Below are 22,754 nucleotides of genomic sequence, written 5' to 3'. Positions count from 1 at the left end.
GACCTGTCCGTGGCGGCTCCACGCCGCTGCGCAGCAGGCCCTGAGGAGCATTCATGAGCTACGTCATCGACCGGCGTCTGAACGGCAAGAACAAGAGCACGGTGAATCGCCAGCGCTTCCTGCGGCGTTACCGTGAGCACATCAAGAAGGCCGTCGAAGAGGCCGTCAGCCGCCGCTCCATCACCGACATGGAACACGGCGAGCAGATCAGTATTCCTGGCCGCGATATCGACGAGCCGGTCCTGCATCATGGCCGTGGCGGTCGCCAGACGGTGATCCACCCCGGCAACAAGGAATTCACCACCGGCGAACACATCCCGCGCCCCCAGGGCGGCGGCGGTGGCCGTGGCGCCGGCAAGGCCAGCAACCAGGGTGACGGTATGGACGACTTCGTCTTCCAGATCACCCAGGAAGAATTCCTCGATTTCATGTTCGAGGATCTGGAGCTGCCCAACCTGGTCAAGCGCCACCTCACCGGCAGCGACACCTTCAAGACCGTGCGCGCCGGCATCAGCAACGAGGGCAACCCCTCGCGCATCAACATCGTGCGCACCCTGCGCTCGGCCCACGCACGGCGCATCGCCCTCTCCGGCTCCACCCGCGGCAAGCTGCGCGCAGCGATAGCGGAGCTGGATCGCCTGAAGCGCGAGGAACCGGACAACCTCGGCGATATTCAGGAGCTGGAGCAGAAGATCGCCGGCATGCGCGCGCGCATCGACAAGGTGCCGTTCCTCGATACCTTCGACCTCAAGTACAACCTGCTGGTGAAGCAGCCCAACCCGACCTCCAAGGCCGTGATGTTCTGCCTGATGGACGTCTCCGGCTCCATGACCCAGGCCACCAAGGACATCGCCAAGCGCTTCTTCATCCTTCTCTACCTGTTCCTCAAGCGGAACTACGAGAAGATCGAAGTGGTGTTCATCCGCCACCACACCAGCGCCCGCGAGGTGGACGAGGAGGAGTTCTTCTATTCCCGCGAGACCGGCGGGACCATCGTCTCCAGCGCCCTGAAACTCATGCAGGAGGTGATGGCCGAGCGTTATCCCACCAACGAGTGGAACATCTACGCCGCCCAGGCCTCGGACGGCGACAACTGGAACGACGACTCGCCGGTCTGCCGCGACATCCTGATGAAGCAGATCATGCCCTTCGTCCAGTACTACACCTACGTCGAGATCACCCCGCGCGAGCACCAGGCGCTGTGGTTCGAGTACGAGAAGATCCGCGATACCTTCGAAGACAGCTTCGCCCAGCAGCAGATCGTCTCCGCCTCGGACATCTACCCGGTGTTCCGCGAGCTGTTCCAGAGGAGGCTAGTCGCATGAGCAAGCGCCAGCCGATCGCCACCGGCTCGGAGTGGACCTTCGAGCTGATCCAGCAGTACGACCGCGAAATCAGTCGCCTCGCCGAGCGCTACGCGCTGGACACCTACCCCAACCAGATCGAAGTGATCACCGCCGAGCAGATGATGGATGCCTATGCCTCCGTCGGCATGCCCATCGGTTACAACCACTGGTCCTACGGCAAGCACTTCCTCAGCACGGAAAAGAACTACAAGCGCGGTCAGATGGGCCTGGCCTACGAGATCGTGATCAACTCCGACCCGTGCATCGCCTACCTGATGGAAGAGAACACCCAGTGCATGCAGGCACTGGTGATCGCCCATGCCTGCTACGGGCACAACAGCTTCTTCAAGGGCAACTACCTGTTCCGCACCTGGACCGACGCCACCTCGATCATCGACTACCTGGTGTTCGCCAAGTCCTACATCAACAAGTGCGAGGAACGCTACGGCATCGACGCCGTGGAAGACCTGCTGGACTCCTGCCACGCCCTGATGAACTACGGCGTGGACCGCTACAAGCGGCCCTACCCGATCTCCGCCGAAGAAGAGAAGCAGCGCCAGAAGGAACGCGAGGAACAGATCCAGCGCCAGGTCAACGACCTCTGGCGGACCATTCCCAAGGCCGGCGGCAAGGACAAGGAACAGGGCCTGGCCCGCTACCCCAGCGAGCCGCAGGAAAACATCCTCTACTTCATCGAAAAGAACGCCCCGCTGCTCGAGCCCTGGCAGCGCGAAGTGGTGCGCATCGTGCGCAAGGTGGCGCAGTACTTCTACCCGCAGCGCCAGACCCAGGTCATGAACGAAGGCTGGGCGACCTTCTGGCACTACACCCTGATCAACGACCTCTACGACGAAGGCCTGGTCAGCGACGGCTTCATGATGGAATTCCTCCAGTACCACACCAGCGTCGTCTACCAGCCCGGCTTCGACAGCCCCTACTACAGCGGCATCAACCCCTACGCGCTGGGCTTCGCCATGTACCGCGACATCCGCCGCATCTGCGAGAACCCCACCGAGGAAGACAAGCGCTGGTTCCCGGACATCGCCGGCAGCGACTGGCTGGCCACCATCAAGTTCGCCATGAAGAGCTTCAAGGACGAGAGCTTCGTCCTGCAGTTCCTCTCGCCCAAGGTGATCCGCGAGTTCAAGCTGTTCAGCATCCTCGACGACGACCAGAAGGACGACATGCTGGTCGACGCCATCCACGACGACGACGGCTACCGCAAGATCCGCGAAACCCTGGCTGCGCAGTACAACCTCGGCAACCGCGAGCCGAACATCCAGATCTGGGACGTCGACCGTCGTGGCGACCGCTCGCTGACCCTGCGCCACCAGCAGCACGACCGCAAACCGCTGGGCGAATCCACCGACGACGTGCTCAAGCACCTGCACCGCCTGTGGGGCTTCGACATCCACCTGGAGACCCTGCAGGGCGAGAACATCGTCAACACCTTCCACATGCCCCCAAAGGGTGAACGCGACAGCGAGGAGGGCTACCCGCGTCTCGACCTGATCATCCCACCCATTTGATCGGTTGACCGTGGCAGCAGGCGTGACAAGCATGGCGGCAACCCCGCTGGAGACCGCCATGCGTCTGTTCGCCATTCTCCTGCTTTGCCTTGCTGTCGCGACCTGCAGCAACCCCGTCCCGCACGCCCAGGTCGCGCATCCCGCCGATGCGCGCCTGGCCGGGCTGCGCGACTTCCAGCTGATGCCCCCGGAAAACGCCGTCGACGCCCTGCCCTACCGCAGCCGTTACCCCCTGATCAACGCCCAGGTGCGCCAGGGCCTGATCGAGCGCGGCTACCGCGAAAGCGCCACTCCGCAGCTGCGCGTCTACTACTGGCTGGCGCTGCAGGACGCGCCGCTGGAATTCAAGGTTGACGTACCGCCGCCCGATCCGCTCGGCCCCTATCTCGCCATCCACCGCCTGCGCGATGAGACGGCCACCCTGCGCCTGCGCCTGACCGATGCGCAGGAGCAGACGCTGTGGGAAGGCACCGTCAGCACCGGCCTGAGCCCCGCGCACTCCAGCGCCGCCCTGCTGCAGGACGCCATCGGCGCGTTGCTCCAGCAGGTCCCCGTCGCCGCGCCGTAATTCCAGATGTCGTAGGAGCGGACTCCGTCCGCGATTGGCCCGCATCGCGCCGGAAAGCATCGCGGACGAAGTCCACTCCTGCGCAAATCCCGGCTGCACTTGCAGGAGCGGGCCATGCCCGCGATCGGCGCCGCAGGCGCCCCTTCCCTGCCGAGCTTGCCCCACCCGCCGCAAACCCCGAAGCTATCCCCCAGAACAGGAGACAGCTTCATGCAGATCTACAAGGTGGGCGGCGCCGTGCGCGACCGCCTGCTCGGCATCCCCTTCAGCGACACCGACTGGGTGGTGGTCGGCGCCAGCGCCGACGAGATGCTCACCCAGGGCTACCGCCCGGTGGGCGCCGACTTCCCGGTCTTCCTCCACCCCAAGACCGGCGAGGAATACGCCCTCGCCCGCACCGAGCGCAAAAGCGGGCGCGGCTATGGCGGCTTCACCTTCTACGCCAGCCCCGACGTAACCCTGGAAGAAGACCTGATCCGCCGCGACCTGACCATCAACGCCATGGCCGAGGACAATGACGGCCAGATCGTCGACCCCTACCACGGCCAGAAAGACCTCGAAGCCCGCCTGCTGCGCCACGTCTCCCCGGCCTTCGCCGAAGACCCGTTGCGCGTGCTGCGTGTCGCGCGCTTCGCCGCCCGCTATGCGCCGATGGGCTTCAGCGTGGCGCCGGAAACCCTGGCGCTGATGCGCGAGCTGTCGGAATCCGGCGAACTGGAAGCGCTGACCGCCGAACGCAGCTGGAAGGAAATCTCCCGCGCCCTGATGGAATCGCGCCCAGACGTGTTCATCCAGGTCCTGCGCGACTGTGGCGCCCTGGCCGTGCTGATGCCGGAAGTCGACACGCTGTTCGGCGTACCGCAACCGCCGCAGCACCATCCCGAGGTGGATACCGGCGAGCATGTACTGGCCGTGCTGCGCGAGTGTGCCAGGTACGATCAGCCGCTGAGCGTGCGCTGGGCCTGCCTGGTGCATGACGTAGGCAAGGGCGAGACGCGCGAGGAAGAATGGCCCAAACACCACGCCCACGAACATCTGGGCCTGCCGCTGATCGACGCGATCAACGCACGCTTCAAGGTCCCGCGGGAATGCCAGGAACTGGCGCGACTGGTCGGCGAGTACCACACCCACTGCCACCGCGCGCTGGAGCTGCGGCCGAACACCATCCTCGAGCTGCTGCAATCCTTCGACGTCTACCGCCGGCCGCAGCGCTTCGAAGAGTTTCTCGCCGCCAGCGAGATGGACGCCCGCGGCCGCCATGGACTGGAGGACCGCGAATACCCGCAAGCCGAGTACCTGCGCGGTGCAGCACAGGCTGCCCGCTCGGTCGCGGTGCAGCCATTGCTGGAAAAGGGATACAAGGGTGCCGAGCTGGGCGAAGCGCTCAAGCGTGAGCGGCTGACAGCACTGAAGACCTACAAGGAAAGCCGCACCGCCTGACAACTCTGCGGAGGGATCGCACCTCTAACGACAGGCTCTCACTGTAGGAGCGGGCCATGCCCGCGATCGCGCCCATCGGGCGCTCCTACAGGTGGCGATCAGGCCGCAGCGCTTCCCGAGGCCCGGAGAGAACCGAACACAAATCAGGCCGCCGGATGCGCCTCGATCAGCGCCGCCGGCGTCAGCTCCACACCGCGCCACTGGAAGGACACCGGCCAGAGCTTCTGCGCGATCTGCGCGTCCGCCCACAGTTCGGCAAACGAACGCTGCGCTCCCGGATGCTTCACCTCGGGGGCCAGCAACGCCAGCGGCCAGAGGACGAAGGCATTCTTCAGCACCTCCGCGCGCGGCAGCGTCAGGCCGTCGAACTCCCCGTGCAGGTCGCCATACAGCAGCACGTCGATATCCAGCGGCAGACCCTTGCGCTCCGGCGCATAGCGACCGTTGTCCGCCTCGATGTGCTTGAGCCGCAGGCTCAGCTCCGCCAATGGCAGATCGGTACGTGCGACGATCACGAAGTTGTAGAAGGGGCCGCTGCGGATGCCCACCGGCTCGCTCTCGAACACCGGCGAGCAGTGGATGTCCTCGAGGAAGCCGTCCAGCGCCTCCAATCCGGCGAGCAGATGGCGCTCACGGTCGAAGTTGCTGCCCAACCCGAGGTAGACCGTCGTCAGCGGCATCCGCGTTCGATCTCCACACCCACGCCGATGGCAGCCGCGACGGCGCCGGGCTTGGTGACTTTCAGGCGCAGCCACTGAATGCCGAATTCAGCCATCAGCAGCTCGGCCAGGCGCTCGGCGAAGGTTTCCACCAGCTGGAAATGCGCGTCACGGGCGAAAGCCATGACCCGCTCGGAGAGCACGGCGTAGTCCAGGGCCTTGGCAATATCGTCGTCGGCCGCCGCCGGGCGGTTGTCCCAACCCAGCGTCAGGTCCAGGCGCAGGCACTGCCGGATACCCCTTTCCCAGTCGTAGACGCCGATCACGGTGTCCACTTCCAGCCCCTCGATGAAAACTCTGTCCACTGACTGCATGCTCCAAGGCGACACGACAAGCGGCCGGCGCCCCGTTAGAATCGGAAACGACCTCGTCTCCGGTGGAAACCATGTTCTGGTTCTTGGCGATCCTCGCCTACCTGCTCGGATCACTGTCCTTCGCGGTACTCCTCAGTCGCCTGTTCGGCACCGCCGACCCGCGCGCCAGCGGCTCGGGAAATCCCGGCGCCACCAACATGCTGCGCCTGGCCGGGAAGAAGATCGCCATCCTGACCCTGCTCGGCGATCTCGCCAAGGGGCTGCTGCCGGTACTCATCGCCCGGATGATCGGCCTGTCCGACATGGAGCAGGCCTGGGTCGGGCTGGCAGCAGTGATCGGTCACCTCTACCCGCTGTACTTCAACTTCCGTGGCGGCAAGGGCGTCGCCACCGCCGCCGGCATGCTGCTGGCGCTTTACCCACCGGCCGCCCTGCTCGCGGCAGTGGCCTGGCTGGTGACCTTCAAGCTGTCGCGCACCAGTTCGCTCGCTTCCCTGGTAGCCACGCCGCTGACCCTGCCGCTGCTGGCCTGGCAGGAGCCTTCGGCGCTGCTGCCGGTGACCGTGCTCACCGGTCTGATCGTCTGGCGTCACCGCAGCAACCTGCGCGACCTGATCGCCGGACGCGAGCGCCACTTCTAGAGCCGCGAGCTTCCCGGCCCGCGTACCGCGCTGCAAGCGAAAAAACGGCCCATGCCGCTCAGAGCATGGGCCGCGTCGTTTGCAGCTTCATTATTCAGATCGCTGGCAGCGACTCCATTGGCCAACGCGCCTGGACGCCGATCGACGGGCCGTCCTGCTGCCCGGCCACCAGCCGCTGGCAGCCAGCATAGGCGATCATCGCGCCGTTATCGGTACAGAAGCGCGGGCGGGCGTAGAACACCTGGCCCTTCATCTCGCCGAGCATCTTTTCCAGATGCTGGCGCAAGGCCTGGTTGGCGCTGACGCCACCGGCGATCACCAGGCTCTTCAGGTGAGTCTGCTTGAGCGCGCGCTTGCACTTGATGGTCAGGGTCTCGACCACCGCCGTCTGGAACGCCAGGGCGATGTCGCAGCGGGTCTGCTCGCTGTCGTCACCTTCGGCCACGCAGCGCTGCCAGGTGTTCAGGGCGAAAGTCTTGAGGCCGCTGAAGCTGAAATCCAGGCCCGGACGGTCGGTCATCGGGCGCGGGAAGACGAAGCGACCAGCGGTGCCGCTCTCGGCCAGACGTGCGATCTCCGGACCACCGGGATAGGCCAGGCCAAGCAGTTTGGCAGTCTTGTCGAAGGCTTCGCCGGCCGCGTCGTCCACCGACTCGCCGAGCACCTGGTACTGGCCGATGCCATCCACCCGCACCAGTTGGGTGTGGCCGCCGGACACCAGCAAGGCGACGAACGGGAACTGCGGCGGCTGCTCTTCGAGCATCGGCGCCAGCAGGTGGCCTTCCATATGGTGCACGCCGACAGCCGGTATGCCCCAGGCGAACGCCATGGCCTGGGCGCAGGAAGCACCGACCAGCAGTGCGCCCACCAGGCCGGGGCCAGCGGTGTAGGCGATGGCGTCGATGTCTTCGGCGGTGCGGCCGGAGTCGGCCAGCACCTGGCGAATCAGCGGCAGCATGCGCTTGACGTGATCACGGGAGGCCAGCTCGGGAACCACGCCGCCGTATACGCGGTGCAGGTCGATCTGGCTGAACAGCGCGTCGGCCAGCAGGCCTTTTTCGCTGTCGTACAGGGCGACGCCGGTCTCGTCGCAGGAGGTTTCCAACCCCAGCACTAGCATGGGTTTGAGCCTTTACTCTGGGCAAAATTGAAGCCGCGCATCATAATCGCCGGCTGGGCTTCGGACCAGTGCTTTTCGATCGGAGGCTTTGCATTCCTCCTTCCGAACGTTTAATATCCGCAACCCTTGAAAACCGCCGACTCCGAACAACCGTCAGGAGCGCGATAAATCCTCCGGTAATCATTGAAGGTACGACCTGGATGCCCGCCGTCAAAGTTAAAGAGAACGAACCCTTCGACGTAGCTCTGCGTCGTTTCAAGCGCTCCTGCGAAAAAGCAGGCGTACTGGCCGAAGTCCGTAGCCGTGAGTTCTACGAAAAGCCGACCGCCGAGCGTAAGCGCAAGGCCGCTGCCGCTGTTAAGCGTCACGCCAAGAAAGTGCAGCGCGAACAGCGCCGCCGCGAGCGCCTGTACTGAGTTACAGCGCCTCGTCGCACGCTTTCTGCATCGCCCGGCCCACTCGCCGGGCGAGTGCCTGAAACCAGGCACCCCACTCCGATTCGCATTCGCGGACTTCGGAGTTTTTGCTTTTCCAGCCCCATGCTTAGCCTCAAGCCTCGCTAGCGGCCTCAACGCCCCGCGCTATGCTTGGGTCCACCCTGCGTCCCGATGAGTCTATGGCCGGCCTGATTCCACAATCCTTCATCGATGACCTGCTCAACCGCACCGACATTCTCGATGTGGTGAGTTCGCGCATCCAGCTGAAGAAGACCGGCAAGAACTACAGCGCGTGCTGCCCGTTCCACAAGGAGAAGACACCCTCCTTCACCGTCAGCCCGGACAAGCAGTTCTATTACTGCTTCGGCTGTGGCGCCGGCGGCAACGCGCTCGGCTTCATCATGGACCACGACCAGCTGGACTTCGTCCAGGCGGTCGAGGACCTGGCCAAGCGCGCCGGCATGGACATTCCCCGCGAGGAAGGCCGGCGCGGCAACAAGCCCAGACAGCCGGTCGACTCGCCGCTCTACCCACTGCTGGCTGCGTCCGCCGAGTTCTACCGCCAGGCGCTGAAAGGCCACCCGGCGCGCAAGGCCGCGGTGGAGTACCTCAAGGGCCGCGGCCTCACCGGCGAGATCGCCCGCGACTTCGGCCTGGGCTTCGCCCCGCCGGGCTGGGACAACCTGCTGAAGAACCTGGGCGGCGACAACCTGCAGCTCAAGGCCATGCTCGACGCAGGCCTTTTGGTGGAGAACCCCGACAGCGGCAAGCGCTACGACCGCTTCCGCGACCGGGTGATCTTCCCCATCCGCGACAGCCGCGGCCGGGTGATCGCCTTCGGCGGCCGGGTACTGGGCGACGACAAGCCGAAGTACCTGAACTCGCCGGAAACTCCGGTCTTCCATAAAGGGCAGGAGCTCTACGGCCTGTACGAGGCACGGAAGAACAACCGGGATCTCGACGAGATCATGGTGGTCGAAGGCTACATGGACGTCATCGCGCTGGCCCAGCAAGGCATCCGCAATGCGGTCGCCACGCTGGGCACGGCCACCAGCGAAGAACACATCAAGCGGCTGTTCCGCATCGTGCCGAACATCCTCTTCTGCTTCGACGGCGACCAGGCCGGCCGCAATGCTGCCTGGCGCGCACTGGAGTCGGCGCTGAGCAACCTGCAGGACGGGCGCAAGGTGCGCTTCCTGTTCCTGCCCGAGGGCGAGGACCCGGACAGCCTGGTACGCGCCGAAGGCCCGGACGCGTTCCGCGCACGCCTGGCCCACCAGGCCCAGCCGCTGGCGGACTACTTCTTCCAGCAACTGACCCAGGAAGCCGACCCCAGCACGCTGGAAGGCAAGGCGCACCTGGCGACCCTGGCCGGGCCATTGCTGGAAAAGATTCCCGGCAACACCCTGCGCCTGCTGATGCGCCAGCGTCTGGGCGAGATCACCGGGCTGTCCGCCGAGGCGCTCAGCCAGATCAGCGCCCCGCGCTCGGGCCTCACCGGCCAGGGCAAGCCCAGCCATGCGCCCGCTCCGACCAAGGCACAAGGCACGGATCAGCACGCCCACGAGTACGCCGACTACGACATGGGCCAGTTCGCCGGCCAGTTCGCAGAGCATGGCGACAGTCATTACCAGGATGCTTCGAGCTACTTCGAGGCTCCGCAGGAATTTTCCGCCGGCAACGGCGGCGCCAAGCAGGGCAAGAAGCCCTGGAAGGGCGATCGCAAATGGGACGGCAAGGGCAAGAAAGGCGACTTTACGCCGCGCCAGCCACGTACCGAGATCAGCGTCGAATCGCCGACACTGACCGCGCTGCGCACCCTGCTGCACCATCCTCAACTGGCGCAGAGCGTCGAGGATGCGAGCCACTTCTCCAACGAGGGACAGACCTACTCGCAACTGCTCGCAGCCCTGGTCGAAGCGTTGCAGAAGAATCCGAAACAGAGCTCGATGCACCTCATCGCGCGCTGGCACGGAACACCCCAAGGGCGCCTGCTGCAGGTGCTGGCGGGGAAAGAATGGCTGATCGATGACGGCAATCTTGAAAAGCAGTTCGTCGACACCATTACTACACTTGCACACAACCAACTGCTCAGCAGCCGCGAAGCCCGCCTGCACAGTGTGCTGCGAAAGAACCCCAGTGAACTGACCGACGAAGAGAAAGCGTTACTGCGGGAGCACTACAGCACCCCCTCTTCAACAGGCAGCCAGAGCTGAACTGGCGCCTGAAGCCTCGAATCTGGTATAATCCTCGGCTTATTTCAGCCCGCCAAGACCTTCAGTGGATAGGGTGTTATGTCCGGAAAAGCGCAACAGCAATCTCGTCTCAAAGAGTTGATCACCCGTGGTCGTGAGCAGGGTTACCTGACTTACGCGGAGGTCAACGACCACCTGCCGGAGGATATCTCTGATCCGGAACAGGTAGAAGACATCATCCGCATGATCAACGACATGGGGATCAACGTATTCGAGACAGCCCCGGATGCGGATGCCCTGCTGCTGGCGGAAACCGATACCGATGAAGCTGCCGCCGAAGAAGCTGCTGCCGCCCTCGCTGCGGTAGAGAGCGACGTTGGCCGCACGACCGACCCGGTGCGCATGTACATGCGTGAAATGGGTACCGTGGAACTGCTGACCCGCGAAGGCGAGATCGAAATCGCCAAACGCATCGAGGAAGGCATCCGCGAGGTCATGAGCGCCATCGCCCAGTTCCCGGGCGCGGTGGACGGCATTCTCGAAGAGTACAACCGCATCGTCGCCGAAGGTGGTCGCCTGTCTGACGTCCTCAGTGGCTATATCGACCCGGATGACGGCACCCTGCCGGCCGAAGAAGTCGAGCCGGTCGGCCTGAAAGACGACGCCGAAGCCAAGGACAAGGATAAGGACGAAGAGGACGAAGAGTCCGACGGCGACAGCGAGGAAGAAGAAGGCGACGGCGGTCCGGATCCGGAAGAAGCCGCTCGTCGTTTCGGCGCCGTTTCCGAGCAGCTGGAAAAAGCCAAGAAGGCCCTGAAGAAGCACGGCCGTGGCAGCAAGCAGGCGACCGAAGAACTGGTCGCCCTGGCCGAACTGTTCATGCCGATCAAGCTCGTGCCCAAGCAGTTCGACGTGCTGGTCGCCAAGGTCCGCGATGCGCTGGACAGCGTCCGCCGCCAGGAACGCGCCATCATGCAGCTGTGCGTGCGTGATGCCCGCATGCCGCGTGCCGACTTCCTGCGCCAGTTCCCCGGCCACGAAACCGACACCGCCTGGGTCGACTCCGTACTCAAGGGCAAGCCCAAGTACGCCGAGGCCATCGAGCGCCTGCGTGACGACATCCTGCGCAACCAGCAGAAGCTGGTCGACCTGGAAACCAGCTCGCAGCTGACCGTTGCCGAGATCAAGGACGTCAACCGCTCCATGTCCATCGGCGAGGCGAAAGCCCGTCGTGCGAAGAAGGAGATGGTGGAGGCGAACCTGCGTCTGGTGATCTCCATCGCCAAGAAGTACACCAACCGCGGTCTGCAGTTCCTCGACCTGATCCAGGAAGGCAACATCGGCCTGATGAAGGCGGTGGACAAGTTCGAATACCGTCGCGGCTACAAGTTCTCGACCTATGCCACCTGGTGGATTCGCCAGGCGATCACCCGTTCGATCGCCGACCAGGCCCGCACCATCCGTATTCCGGTGCACATGATCGAGACGATCAACAAGCTCAACCGTATCTCCCGCCAGATGCTGCAGGAGATGGGCCGTGAACCGACCCCGGAAGAGCTGGGCGAACGCATGGACATGCCGGAAGACAAGATCCGCAAGGTCCTGAAGATCGCCAAGGAACCGATCTCCATGGAAACGCCGATCGGTGACGACGAAGACTCGCACCTGGGCGACTTCATCGAGGACTCCACCATGCAGTCGCCGATCGAAGTGGCGACCAGCGAGAGCCTCAAGGAAGCCACCCGCGAAGTCCTCGCCGGCCTCACCGCTCGCGAAGCCAAGGTCCTGCGCATGCGCTTCGGCATCGACATGAATACCGACCACACCCTCGAGGAAGTCGGCAAGCAGTTCGATGTAACCCGTGAGCGTATCCGCCAGATCGAAGCCAAGGCGCTGCGCAAGCTGCGCCACCCGTCGCGAAGCGAGCATCTGCGCTCCTTCCTCGACGAGTGACGAAGAACCCCCGGCCAAAACCGGGGGTTTTTCTTTGGGCCTTCCATCGGGCAAAGTGCCACGTCTACACTTCGGCATAGTCCCCCCTGGAATGAGGCCCTTCATGCCGCGTCTGCAGGCAGTTCTACTGTGGTGCCTCGCATTCTGGGCGGGACAGGCATTCGCGCTGAGCCTCACGCCCGAGGAGCAGCAGTGGCTGCAGGCACATCCCAGCCTGCGCCTGGGCGTCGATACCTCCTGGCCACCCTTTGAATTCCGTGACACCGAGGGCCGCTACCAGGGGCTCGCTGCCAGCTATGTGCAGCTCATCAGCCAACAACTCAAGGTGAAGTTGCAGCCGGTCGAACCGGCCAGCTGGAGCGAAGTCCTGCAACAGGCGCGCGACAACCGCATCGACCTGCTGCCCGGCGTCATGGCTACGCCCAGGCGCCTCGACTACCTGACCTTCACCCGCCCCTACCTCGATTTTCCGATCATCATCCTTGCCCGCAAGGACGGCCCGGCCCCCGGCGGCCTCAAGGAACTCTACGGGCTCAAGGTCGGCGTCGTGGCCAACTACGCGGCTCACGAACTGTTGACCGCCAAGCACCCCGACCTGAACCTGCAACCCTTGCCGAGCGTCGCCGCCGGCCTGCAGGCCCTGGCCACCGGGCAGGTGGATGCATTCGTCGGCGATCTCGCCTCCGCCGTCTGGAACCTGCGCCAGCTCAAGCTCGACGGCCTGCAGATCAGCGGCGAAACGCCCTATCGCTACCAACTGGCAATGGGCGTGCCGAAGGACCAGGCGATCTTCGCCGGCATCATCGACAAGGTACTGGCCGACCTGACCGTCGAGCAGATCGATGCCCTCCAGGCGCCCTGGGTCGGGGGCCTGCTGGATCGCCGCTCGGTGTGGCGCGAAGTCCTGGAAATCGCCGTCCCCATTGCCCTCCTGACCGCCATCACCCTGCTGGTGCTGTTCACCATGAACCGCCGCCTGCGCGGCGAGATGCAGCGCCGCGAGAAGCTCGAACAGGCCCTGCGCGACAGCGAACAGCACTACCGCGGCCTGGTGGAAAGCCTTACCGCCATCGCCTGGGAAATGCGCCTGGCGGAAAACCGCTTCACCTACGTCTCGCCTCACGCCCAGCGGCTGCTCGGCTACCCGATCAAGGACTGGCTGGAACCCGGCTTCTGGCAGCGCACCCTGCACCCGGAAGACGCCGAGCGCGCCATCCATTTCTGCCTCAGCGAAAGCCAGGCCGGGCGCAACCACAGCTTCGACTACCGCATGCTCGCCGCCGACGGGCGGATCGTCTGGATTCGCGACATCGTCACGCTGATCCACCATGACGACGAAATGATCCTGCGCGGCCTGATGATCGACATCACCGACGCCATGCACACCGAGCAGGCCCTGCGCCTGTCCGAACAGAAATTCGCCTCGGTGTTCCACCACTGCCCGGACATCATCGTCCTCGCCCGCCGCGTCGACGGGCAGCTGCTCGCGGTGAACAGCACCTTCGAACAGCAGATCGGCATCCCCGCCAGCGAGGCGCTGGGCAAGACCTCCACCGAGCTGGGCATCTGGGGCGAACCGGGCATGGGCCCGGCGATGCTCGCGCGCCTCCAGGGCGAGCCGCTGAACAACGTCGAGATTCCGCTCAACCGCCGCGACGGCACGCGCTTCACCGCCCTGCTCTCGGCCCAGCACATCGTCCTCGACGACACCCCGGCGCTGGTGGTGGTGGTGCGCAACATCTCCCAGGTCAAGGAAACCCAGGAGCAGCTGCGCGTCTCCGAGGAAAAGTTCGCCAAGGCCTTCCACGCCTCCCCCGACGGCATGCTCATCTCGCGCATCAGCGACGGCCGGCTGGTGGAAGTGAACCAGGGCTTCACCCGCATCACCGGCTACAGCCGCGAAGAAGCTGCCGAGCGCTCCACACTGGACCTGCGCCTGTGGGCCAACCCGGCCGACCGCAGCAAGCTGCTGGGCATCCTCGACAACGCTTCCAGCGCCCCGGACTTCACCGCGCAGATTCGCACCCGCGACGGCAGCCTGCGCCTGTGCGAGCTGTCCGCCCACCGCATCACCATCGGCAACGACGACTGCATGCTGACCATCGCCCGGGACATCACCGAGCAGCAGCAGATGCAGGAAAAACTGCGCCTCGCCGCCACCGTCTTCGAAAGCACCGCCGAAGGCGTGATGATCACCGACGCGCACCAGCAGATAGTCGCAGTCAACCGCGCCTTCAGCGAAATCACCGGCTACAGCGAACAGGAAGCCCTCGGCAACTCGCCGCGCCTGCTTGCCTCCGGCCAGCATGACACCAGCTTCTACGTCGCCCTCTGGCACCAGCTCAACGCCGAAGGCCACTGGCAGGGCGAGATCTGGAACCGGCGGAAGAACCAGGAACTGTACCCGGAGTGGCTGACCGTCAGCGCCGTACGCAACGCCGACGGCGAACTGACCCACTACGTCGGCGTGTTCGCCGACATCTCCACGCTCAAGTACGCCCAGGCGCGGCTCGACTACCAGGCCCACCATGACCCGCTCACCGGCCTGCCCAACCGCCTGCTGTTCGAAAGCCGCCTGAACGCCTCGCTCAAGGAAGCCCAGGAAGACGATCACCAGGGCGCCGTACTGTTCCTCGACCTCGACCGCTTCAAGCACATCAACGACAGCCTCGGCCACCCGGTGGGCGACCTGCTGCTGAAATCCATCGCCACCCGCCTGCGCGAGCAACTGCGCGACGTCGACACCGTGGCCCGCCAGGGCGGCGACGAATTCATCATCCTGCTGCCCGGCCTGCACCACGCGCTGGACGCCGAGCACGTGGCGAACAAGCTGCTGGTCTGCTTCGACAAACCGTTCATCGCCGGCGAACAGGAGTTCTTCGTCAGCGCCAGCATCGGTATCTGCCTCTACCCCAGCGACGGTGGCGACGTCGCCACCCTGGTGAAGAACGCCGATGCCGCCATGTACCGGGCCAAGGCCCAGGGCCGCAACCGCGTCGAGTTCTACACCCGCGAACTGACCTTCCAGGCCACCGAACGCATGGCCCTGGAGCACGAACTGCGCCGCGCCCTGGAAAGCGACCAGCTCCAGCTCTACTACCAACCCAAACTGTCCCTCGCGAGCGGGCAGCTTGTAGGAGCAGAAGCGCTGATCCGCTGGAAGCATCCGCAATTCGGCGCGATTTCTCCGGATCGCTTCATCCCTCTGGCCGAGGAAAACGGCCTGATCCTGCCGCTGGGCGACTGGGTGCTGCGCGAAGCCTGCCGGCAGATGAGCCGCTGGCAGGACAGCCACGCCGCCTTCGGCCCGCTCTCGGTCAACCTCGCCGGCGCCCAGCTGCGCCAGACCAACCTTGTCGAACGCATCCGCGAACTGCTCGCCCACTACAACCTGCAGTCCTCGCGCCTGCAACTGGAGATCACCGAAAGCTTCCTCATGCACCAGACCGAGGAGGCCCTGTCGATCCTGCACAGCCTCAAGCACCTGGGCGTGCAACTGGCCATCGACGACTTCGGCACCGGCTACTCCTCGCTCAGCTACCTGAAGCAGCTGCCGCTGGACACCCTGAAGATCGACCAGTCCTTCGTCCATGGCCTGCCGGACGACCCCCACGACGCCGCCATCGCCCGCGCCATCATTGCCCTGGGGCGCAGCATGAACCTCACGGTGATCGCCGAAGGCGTGGAGCACGAAGCCCAGGAACGCTTCCTCGAAGCCGAAGGCTGCGACCAGATCCAGGGTTACGCGCTGAGCGCGCCGCTACCGGCCGACGCCTTTGCCAACCGCTTCCTGGTCCCGCTGCATCCGGTTGGCGCAAGCCAGAACGCCCCGGTATAATCCGCCCGCCTTCTGGGGGCCTATAGCTCAGTTGGTTAGAGCAGAGGACTCATAATCCTTTGGTCCACGGTTCAAGTCCGTGTGGGCCCACCACCCTTTCAGCAAAAAGCCGCGCGAATGCGCGGCTTTTTCGTTTCTGTCGTTCAGCGATCAGGATTGCGCCAGCTCGCGCAACGCGGCGGTAGCGAGGAAGCCGGAGCGGGAGCTATAGCGCTGATCCTTGCTGACGCGGTCGTCGATGCGTTGCAGCAGGTGTTCGGGAAGTGTGGCGTTGAAGCGTACGGCTTTTCCCAGGTAGGGCGTGACGTCGAATTCGATTACGGCCCAGACGCCGCCGGCGTAGTCCGAGTTGGCCAAGTGCTGGTCGATGGACTGCGCCTGGGGCAGTTCTTCGCCATCGGCCACCAGGCCTTCGAAATGCAGGGCCAGCGCTTCCTTGGCGTTATCCAAAGCCTCGTCGACGGTACAGCCGGCGGAGTAGCAGCCGGGAACGTCGGGAAGAGTGACGCCGTAGTCGCTGTCCGGGTCCTTGTGGAGCACGACGGGAAATTTCATAGGGTGGCTCCCGCTACGGCGTAGCGCAGCTCAATGGGTGGTGTCAGACCGGCAGGGTTTCAAACCGGCCTGCTTGAGGATGCTGTTCACCGTTCCCTTGGGCAGGCTCGCCTTGGGGTGCGGCACGGTGACCTTGCCGGGCTTGTCAGGATGCTTGAACTGGTGGTGGCGACCGTTGCAGCCGATCTCCAGCCAACCATCCTCGATCAGCAGTTCGATAATTTCCCTGCTGCGCATCCTCGCCCTCCCGGCGACTCTGCAGTGTGTACCATACACACCACTCTTTAAGTCAGTCAATTTGCTCTGGAGGAAAGCCGACGAGCGCTGTTCTTGTGGGCTTGAACTGGAGGTTCACCGCCGCGGTACGGTATTTACCGAATCCCCCTACACCGCAACTGCGTTGCTGTCCTACAAGGCCTCTGCGTAGCGTTCTGCCTGCCACGGCTTGCTGTGGCCAGGAGTGGAATCCTGAAGACATGTGAAAGGCATTACACGCGCCATGGCGGATGTCGCTGGCTGTAAGAGTCAGCGTCTTCTGGCAGTCCATGGCGGACCGTGTAAGGCGGGCTTCGGCCCGGCCGGGCTTATCACATGTCTCGGTATTCCACCCTTGCACGGTCCGCCTCCCTCTGTGGTTGTTCGGGCGGCGGCTTCTGGACGTACATGGAGAGACAGCATGAAGTTTTCCGATTCGATGTCGGCCGACGAAGGCCTGATTCCCACTGTGTTCCAACGCTACAACCGTCGTCTGCGCGGGCTGCTCATCGAGCGCCAGGCGTGGTTCGTTCTGCGCGATCTGGCCAAGCTGACCAACAGCCATCTGGGCGAACGAGTCACCAGTAAGCTCGATCCGGACCAGCTTCGTCATGAGCACCTCGCCGGGTGCGAAGAAAAGCTCTATCTGGTCAGTGAAAGCGGCCTCTACGCGCTGCTGCTGGTGCACTTCTATCACCCGGAGAATCGCAGCCTGCGGCAGTGGATCAGCACCGAGGTGTTGCCGGCCCTGCGCGATGCGCAGCAGCACAACCCGCACCTGCCGCGCCGGCGCATGGAGCAGATCGAGGGCCAGCCGACCAGCGTGATGGACTGGCAGGGCAAGGTCTGGGTGCGCTGGACCGATGCGGTGCGCATCATGGAAAACCAGGTGCGTTCGCTGCACTGATACTACTCCTGCGCACTTCGTAGGATGGCGTGGAGCGAAGCGATACCCATCGCTTCACGCCCTACCCAATGAGCATCGCGGACAAGTCCGCACCTACAGGATCAAAGGCCCCTCACCCTAGCCCTCTCCCGCAAGCGGGAGAGGGGACCGTTCGGAGCGAGAAGTAACCTCGGTGTCAGCCGGTACGTTTTCCCTGCTCTCCCTGTCTGTAGGGCGCATAACGCGCCAACGTTATCCGCCGCCAAGGGTATGGCGGATAACCTGTCCCAGGTTATCCGCCCCGCGTTTACCGCGCGTTCCTGGCAATTTACCGGCATCGCAATGCGAGACACTTCACACCAACCGTCGACTCCCTGGCGCAAGCCGCCTCAGCCTATGACAGGGGTCAATATCAGATAGCCATTAGCCATTAAATTGGCATCTCCCTGATATGAGTGATCCCCTCATGACTCTCCACCGGCATCCCGTCCAATTGCTTGTCGCGTCCGAGGACCCGGCGCTGGCCCGTCAGGTTCGTGCCCTGCTGGCCGCCTATGAGTTGCGCTGCGGCGTGATGGAAGGCCCTTGTGACTGCCAGCAGGCGCCGCTGTGCCGCTGGTTCCAGGACGCACCGCTGGGCGAGACCGGGAAGATCACCGCGCTGCTGGCCGATGCCATCGGTGTGCTGGAGCGCACCCGGCATGCCTTCCGCTCCCGCGAGCTGGGCGAGCTGCGGCAGCGCCTGAGCGGCGCGCTGCAAGAGTTGTCGGGGCCCCGCCCCCTGGTGTAAAAGACAAACCACCCGCGTTCCGCCATTGCGGAAGCTGGCTTTGCCGGGCAGGACTTGTGGGCCTGCAAGACAAAGCGCCGAGTTGGTCGCCGTCGATTTCGACGGGACGACGAGCCGGCGCTTTTTTCATGCCCGACAAAAACAGCAGACCCGCAAGGAGCCGAACATGGGCCTGGGACCGAAGCTCGAGAGCGTGCTCGAGCGCATCGGCCTGTCGACGATGGAAGTCGATCAGCGCCTGAGTTACCTGGAGTGGCGCGAGGAGGATGGCTGCCATCTCCATGGCCGCGCCGCCGAACTGGAAGGCTGCCACCAGCGCTTCATCGAGCAGCTCTACGACCACCTGCGCCACTACCCGCCGCTGGGAGCGATCCTCGCCGAGCCGGCGACGCTGGCGCGGCTGAAATGCAGCCAGTTCGAATACTACCGCCAGCTCTGGGATGCCCCGCAGGACGCCGATTACGTGCGCGACCGCCTGCGCATCGGGCTGGTGCACCAGCAGGTCGGCGTCGAGCTGAAGTGGTACCTGGGTGCGTATCGCCTGTACCTGGATCAGATGCTCGCAGACCTGATGGGCGATGCCCCGGAAGCCAGGACCTACGCCAGCCTGCTCAAACGAGTGTTCTTCGACATGTCGCTGGCCATCGACACCTACGGCGCGGCCCAGCGCCAGGCGCTGGAGGACAGCGAGGCGCGCTATGCCCGCGCCCTGCGTGGCGCCAACGACGGTATCTGGGACTGGGACCTGGGCAACGACCGCCTCTACGTCTCCGAGCGCTGGGCGCGCATGCTCGGCCTGACCCGCGACAACCTCGGCGAAGGCAGCACCAGTTGGTTCGCCCGCGTGCACCCGGACGACCTGCCCGGCCTGCGCAAGGCCATCGACACGCACCTGCGCGGCAGCAGCGCGCTGCTCAGCCACGAGTACCGCATCCGCCAGCGCGACGGCAATTACCTCTGGGTGCTGGCGCGCGGCGTGGTCACCGACGGGCGCATGGCCGGCTCGCAGACCGACATCAGCCAGCACAAGGCCAGCGAGCACCAGCTCAGCCACGCGGCGCGGCACGACCCGCTCACCGGCCTGGGCAACCGCCTGCGCCTGGACGAACTGCTGCAACAGGCCCTGATGCGCCAGCGCCGCCCCGGCGCACGCGAGTCCGGCCTGCTGTTCATCGACCTGGACCGCTTCAAGCTGATCAACGACAGCCTCGGCCACGCCGTCGGTGACCGCGTACTGGTGGAAGTCTCCCAGCGCCTGCTGCGCTGTCTGCGGCCGGGCGATCACCTGGCGCGCTTCGGCGGCGACGAGTTCGTCGTGCTGCTGGACGACCTGGCCAGCCTGGTCGACGCCGAGCAGGTCGCGCAACGCATGCTCGACTGCCTGCGCCAGCCGCTGCACGTGGATGGCCGCACACTGGTGGTCAGCGCCAGCATCGGCATCACCGGGCTGATGACCGACGGCCAGGCCATCGACACCCTGCAGGCCGCGGACCTTGCGCTGTACCGCGCCAAGGAAGCCGGCAAGGCACAGTACGCGCGTTTCAGCCTGGAGCTGCAGGCCGAGGCGCAGCGCCGGCTGGACCTGGAAAGCGCACTGGCCCAGGCACTGCGCCGCGAGGAATTCAGCCTGCACTATCAGCCCATCGTCCGCCTCGACCGCGACTCGCCACACTGGGAAGCGGTGGAGGTGCTGCTGCGCTGGAAGCACAACGGCCAGTCGATCTCGCCGCTGGACTTCATCCCGGCGCTGGAGGAGTCCGGCGAGATCGTCCCGGTCGGCGACTGGGTGCTGCGCCAGGCTTGCCGGCAGACGGCGCTGTGGCAGAGCCAGGGGCATCGCAGCCTGTACTGCTCGGTCAATCTGTCGAGCCGGCAACTGCAGCAGCCGGGATTCGCCGCGCGGGTGCAGCAGATTCTCGCGGAGAGCGGCCTGTCGCCGCGCAGCCTGGTGCTGGAAATCACTGAAAGCCTGCTGATGCAGGACGGCGCGGAAACCCTCGCCTGCCTGCGCGAACTGGCCGCCGAGGGCGTGCGCCTGGCGCTGGACGACTTCGGCACCGGCTATTCCTCGCTGGGCTATCTCAAGCGCTACCCGCTGCACATCCTCAAGGTCGACCGCAGCTTCATCACCCGCGTGCCGGACGACCCAGAGCTCAGCGCCATCTGCCGGGCAATCATCGGCCTGGGCCACAGCCTCGGCCTGGAAGTGGTGGCCGAGGGCGTGGAGCGCCAGGAGCACCTGGACTTCCTGCGCGCCGAAGGCTGCCGCCACGCCCAGGGCTTCCTGTTCAGCAAGCCGCTGGCGCCGGAGCAACTCTTCCAGACCCGCCTGGAGCACCAGCGATGAAGCTCAACATGCCCGTCACCGGGCGCCAGGTAGACGTGCCGGTCAATGCCAACATCCTCTCCACTACCGACCTCAAGGGCGCGGTCACCCATGTGAACCCGGACTTCATTCAGGTCAGCGGCTTCGAGGCCGAGGAGCTGGTGGGCTTCAACCACAACCGCGTGCGCCATCCGGACATGCCACCCGCCGCCTTCGCCCACCTCTGGCAGACCTTGCAGGCCGGGCGCAGCTGGATGGGCCTGGTGAAGAACCGCTGCAAGAACGGCGACCACTATTGGGTCAGCGCCTTCGTCACGCCGATCCGCCATGGCGGCAAGGTCGTGGAGTACCAGTCGGTGCGCACCCGTCCCGGTGCCGAGCAGATCGACGCGGCGGAGCGCCTTTATGCGCGCATGCGCCAGGGCAGGACATTGCGTCGCCCGCGCGTGCCGCTGGTGCTCCAGTTGCTGCTCGGCCTGTTGCTGGCGCAGGCCGGCGGCGCTCTTCTCGCGCTGCTGCTGCCCAAGCTGACTGCACTGGCCTTCCTGTTGGCGCTGGGCGCATCAGGCACTTGGCTGGTACTGCGCCTGCAACCGCTGGGCGCGCTGCTCGGGCGCGCACGGAAGATTGCCGACAACCCGCTGAGCCAGCAGCTCTATTCGGGCCGCGCGGACGAATTCGGCGAGCTGGATTTCGCCTTGCGCATGCTGGAGGCGGAGACCGCCGCGGTGGTCGGGCGCATGGCCGACGCATCCCTGCAGCTGGCCGAGCACTCCGCCGCACTGGCCGACGCCATGGCCGGTGGCAGCGCCGCTTCTCAGTTGCAGCAGCGCGAGACCGAGCAGGTCGCCATCGCCATGCAGCAGTTGGCGCAGAGCGTCCAGGAAGTGGCCCGTCACGCGCAGCACAGCGCGGTGGCGGCGCAGTGCAGCGAGCGCATCACCCAGTCAGGGCATCAGGATGTGCACGGCACGCGCGGGCAACTCGCTGCGCTGGAAGCCGGCGTGCGCGCGGCCAGTGCCGCGGTGGAGCAACAGAAGGAACACAGCGAGGCGATCTCGCGGATGCTCGAGGTGATCCGCGATGTCGCCGGGCAGACCAACCTGCTGGCGCTGAACGCCGCCATCGAGGCAGCGCGCGCCGGGGAAAGCGGACGCGGTTTCGCGGTGGTCGCCGACGAGGTTCGCGCGCTGGCTTCGCGCACGGAGCATTCCGCGCGGGACATCCAGTCGCTGGTCGGCAACCTTCAGCAGGGCGCCGAGGATTCGGTGCGGGCGCTATGGCATTGCTGCGACCAGGCGGTGGCCAGCCTGGCCCAGGCAGGCCAGGCGGCAGGAACGCTGGAACGCATCAGCGAGCAGGTTTCGGCGATCCAGCGGATGAGCCTGGAGATCGCCGAAGCCATCGAGGAACAGGGCGCTGCCAGCGAGGACGTGCAGCGCAGCCTGCACGCCATTCGCGGCTCGGCCGACAGCAACGCGGCGAAGGTCGGCACCTGCCAGCGCAGCGCAGCGCGCATGGCGGAACTGTCGGCGGAGCTGCGGATGCTGGCGGAGCATTTCTGGGAGGGCAGCCGGGCGGGTTAGCGCTTGGCGATGATGTACACGGCGTGGACGATGCCGGGGATGTAGCCGAGCAGCGTCAGCAGGATGTTGAGCCAGAACGCTCCGCCGAAACCGACCTGGAGGAACACGCCCAGCGGCGGCAGAAGGATGGCGATGAGGATGCGGATGAGGTCCATGCGGTGGCTCCTTGTGAGATTGCCTCTTGCATGGAATGGACCGCCGGGCAGCGGAGCGGGTTCAGAGAATCTGGTGCTCCCTGCAGGAGCGGGCCATGCCC

The 22,754-nt window shown here is 65.1% G+C and carries 19 protein-coding genes and 1 tRNA gene; 14 read left to right on the top strand and 6 right to left on the bottom strand.

The features are described 5' to 3' along the window. The first annotated feature begins 53 nt into the window (after positions 1-53). From IB261_RS02760 to IB261_RS02745, 4 genes are all read left to right on the top strand, one after another. Complete coding sequence (locus IB261_RS02760) at positions 54-1,325, top strand: YeaH/YhbH family protein (RefSeq protein WP_045212721.1); 1,272 nt, start codon at positions 54-56, stop codon at positions 1,323-1,325. After that, positions 1,322-2,875: a SpoVR family protein gene (locus IB261_RS02755; protein WP_081520798.1), complete on the top strand. Its 1,554-nt coding sequence runs from the start codon at positions 1,322-1,324 to the stop codon at positions 2,873-2,875. Before IB261_RS02760 ends, IB261_RS02755 begins: the two co-directional genes overlap by 4 nt. A 58-nt stretch (positions 2,876-2,933) precedes the next feature. Further along, positions 2,934-3,443 carry a DUF4136 domain-containing protein gene (locus IB261_RS02750; protein WP_192383566.1) on the top strand — a complete coding sequence of 170 codons (510 nt, stop codon included), beginning with the start codon at positions 2,934-2,936 and terminating at the stop codon, positions 3,441-3,443. 210 nt (positions 3,444-3,653) lie between these two features. After that, positions 3,654-4,883, top strand: coding sequence for a multifunctional CCA addition/repair protein (locus IB261_RS02745; RefSeq protein ID WP_192383289.1), 1,230 nt, complete (start codon positions 3,654-3,656; stop codon positions 4,881-4,883). Positions 4,884-5,026: 143 nt separating this feature from the next. On the opposite strand, the gene folK is transcribed toward IB261_RS02745, so the two are convergent. After that, entirely contained in the window at positions 5,027-5,563 is a 537-nt protein-coding gene (folK, locus tag IB261_RS02740; protein ID WP_192383290.1) for a 2-amino-4-hydroxy-6-hydroxymethyldihydropteridine diphosphokinase, read from the bottom strand. Further along, positions 5,554-5,907 carry a dihydroneopterin aldolase gene (gene folB, locus IB261_RS02735; protein WP_015475255.1) on the bottom strand — a complete coding sequence of 118 codons (354 nt, stop codon included), beginning with the start codon at positions 5,905-5,907 and terminating at the stop codon, positions 5,554-5,556. The genes folK and folB overlap by 10 nt, the downstream gene beginning before the upstream one ends. Positions 5,908-5,987: 80 nt before the next feature. On the opposite strand from folB, the gene plsY reads away from it, so the two are divergent. Next, entirely contained in the window at positions 5,988-6,557 is a 570-nt protein-coding gene (plsY, locus tag IB261_RS02730; RefSeq protein ID WP_192383291.1) for a glycerol-3-phosphate 1-O-acyltransferase PlsY, read from the top strand. Between the two features lie 94 nt (positions 6,558-6,651). On the opposite strand, the gene tsaD is transcribed toward plsY, so the two are convergent. Further along, a complete protein-coding gene (gene tsaD / locus IB261_RS02725; RefSeq protein ID WP_151189144.1) occupies positions 6,652-7,677 on the bottom strand; it encodes a tRNA (adenosine(37)-N6)-threonylcarbamoyltransferase complex transferase subunit TsaD in 1,026 nt (341 codons plus the stop codon). Between the two features lie 200 nt (positions 7,678-7,877). Between tsaD and rpsU the strand changes: the two genes are divergently transcribed. From rpsU to IB261_RS02700, 5 genes are all read left to right on the top strand, one after another. Beyond that, the gene (gene rpsU / locus IB261_RS02720) at positions 7,878-8,093 is read left to right on the top strand and encodes a 30S ribosomal protein S21 (RefSeq protein ID WP_003085057.1); all 216 of its coding nucleotides are present in this window, start codon (positions 7,878-7,880) and stop codon (positions 8,091-8,093) included. A 200-nt stretch (positions 8,094-8,293) separates the two neighbouring features. Beyond that, complete coding sequence (dnaG, locus tag IB261_RS02715) at positions 8,294-10,330, top strand: DNA primase (protein WP_192383292.1); 2,037 nt, start codon at positions 8,294-8,296, stop codon at positions 10,328-10,330. A gap of 78 nt (positions 10,331-10,408) precedes the next feature. Beyond that, on the top strand, positions 10,409-12,262 hold the full coding sequence (gene rpoD, locus IB261_RS02710; RefSeq protein WP_054908018.1) for an RNA polymerase sigma factor RpoD: 1,854 nt from the start codon (positions 10,409-10,411) through the stop codon (positions 12,260-12,262). A gap of 103 nt (positions 12,263-12,365) precedes the next feature. After that, complete coding sequence (locus tag IB261_RS02705) at positions 12,366-16,100, top strand: bifunctional diguanylate cyclase/phosphodiesterase (RefSeq protein ID WP_192383293.1); 3,735 nt, start codon at positions 12,366-12,368, stop codon at positions 16,098-16,100. A 16-nt stretch (positions 16,101-16,116) separates the two neighbouring features. Continuing rightward, positions 16,117-16,193, top strand: a tRNA-Ile gene (locus IB261_RS02700). A 57-nt stretch (positions 16,194-16,250) separates the two neighbouring features. Here the strand turns inward: IB261_RS02700 and IB261_RS02695 are convergent. Continuing rightward, positions 16,251-16,655, bottom strand: a complete 405-nt coding sequence (locus tag IB261_RS02695) for a type II toxin-antitoxin system HicB family antitoxin (protein WP_192383294.1) — start codon at positions 16,653-16,655, stop codon at positions 16,251-16,253. A gap of 30 nt (positions 16,656-16,685) precedes the next feature. After that, positions 16,686-16,892, bottom strand: coding sequence for a type II toxin-antitoxin system HicA family toxin (locus IB261_RS02690; protein ID WP_192383295.1), 207 nt, complete (start codon positions 16,890-16,892; stop codon positions 16,686-16,688). Positions 16,893-17,331: 439 nt separating this feature from the next. On the opposite strand from IB261_RS02690, the gene IB261_RS02685 reads away from it, so the two are divergent. From IB261_RS02685 to IB261_RS02670, 4 genes are all read left to right on the top strand, one after another. Further along, the gene (locus IB261_RS02685; RefSeq protein WP_174824615.1) at positions 17,332-17,817 is read left to right on the top strand and encodes a BRO-N domain-containing protein; all 486 of its coding nucleotides are present in this window, start codon (positions 17,332-17,334) and stop codon (positions 17,815-17,817) included. A 430-nt stretch (positions 17,818-18,247) separates the two neighbouring features. Continuing rightward, the gene (locus tag IB261_RS02680; protein ID WP_225610310.1) at positions 18,248-18,586 is read left to right on the top strand and encodes a hypothetical protein; all 339 of its coding nucleotides are present in this window, start codon (positions 18,248-18,250) and stop codon (positions 18,584-18,586) included. A 166-nt stretch (positions 18,587-18,752) separates the two neighbouring features. Further along, on the top strand, positions 18,753-20,933 hold the full coding sequence (locus tag IB261_RS02675; protein ID WP_151189111.1) for a putative bifunctional diguanylate cyclase/phosphodiesterase: 2,181 nt from the start codon (positions 18,753-18,755) through the stop codon (positions 20,931-20,933). After that, a complete protein-coding gene (locus tag IB261_RS02670; protein ID WP_192383296.1) occupies positions 20,930-22,498 on the top strand; it encodes a methyl-accepting chemotaxis protein in 1,569 nt (522 codons plus the stop codon). The genes IB261_RS02675 and IB261_RS02670 overlap by 4 nt, the downstream gene beginning before the upstream one ends. Here the strand turns inward: IB261_RS02670 and IB261_RS02665 are convergent. Beyond that, complete coding sequence (locus IB261_RS02665) at positions 22,495-22,653, bottom strand: YqaE/Pmp3 family membrane protein (protein WP_003084988.1); 159 nt, start codon at positions 22,651-22,653, stop codon at positions 22,495-22,497. The genes IB261_RS02670 and IB261_RS02665 overlap by 4 nt on opposite strands. Positions 22,654-22,754: the final 101 nt, after the last annotated feature.

This window comes from Pseudomonas sp. PDM20, from assembly GCF_014852575.3.
Lineage (GTDB): Bacteria > Pseudomonadota > Gammaproteobacteria > Pseudomonadales > Pseudomonadaceae > Pseudomonas.
The sequence above is the reverse complement of the archived record's forward strand: the minus strand, read 5'-3'. Positions and strand labels throughout refer to the sequence as shown.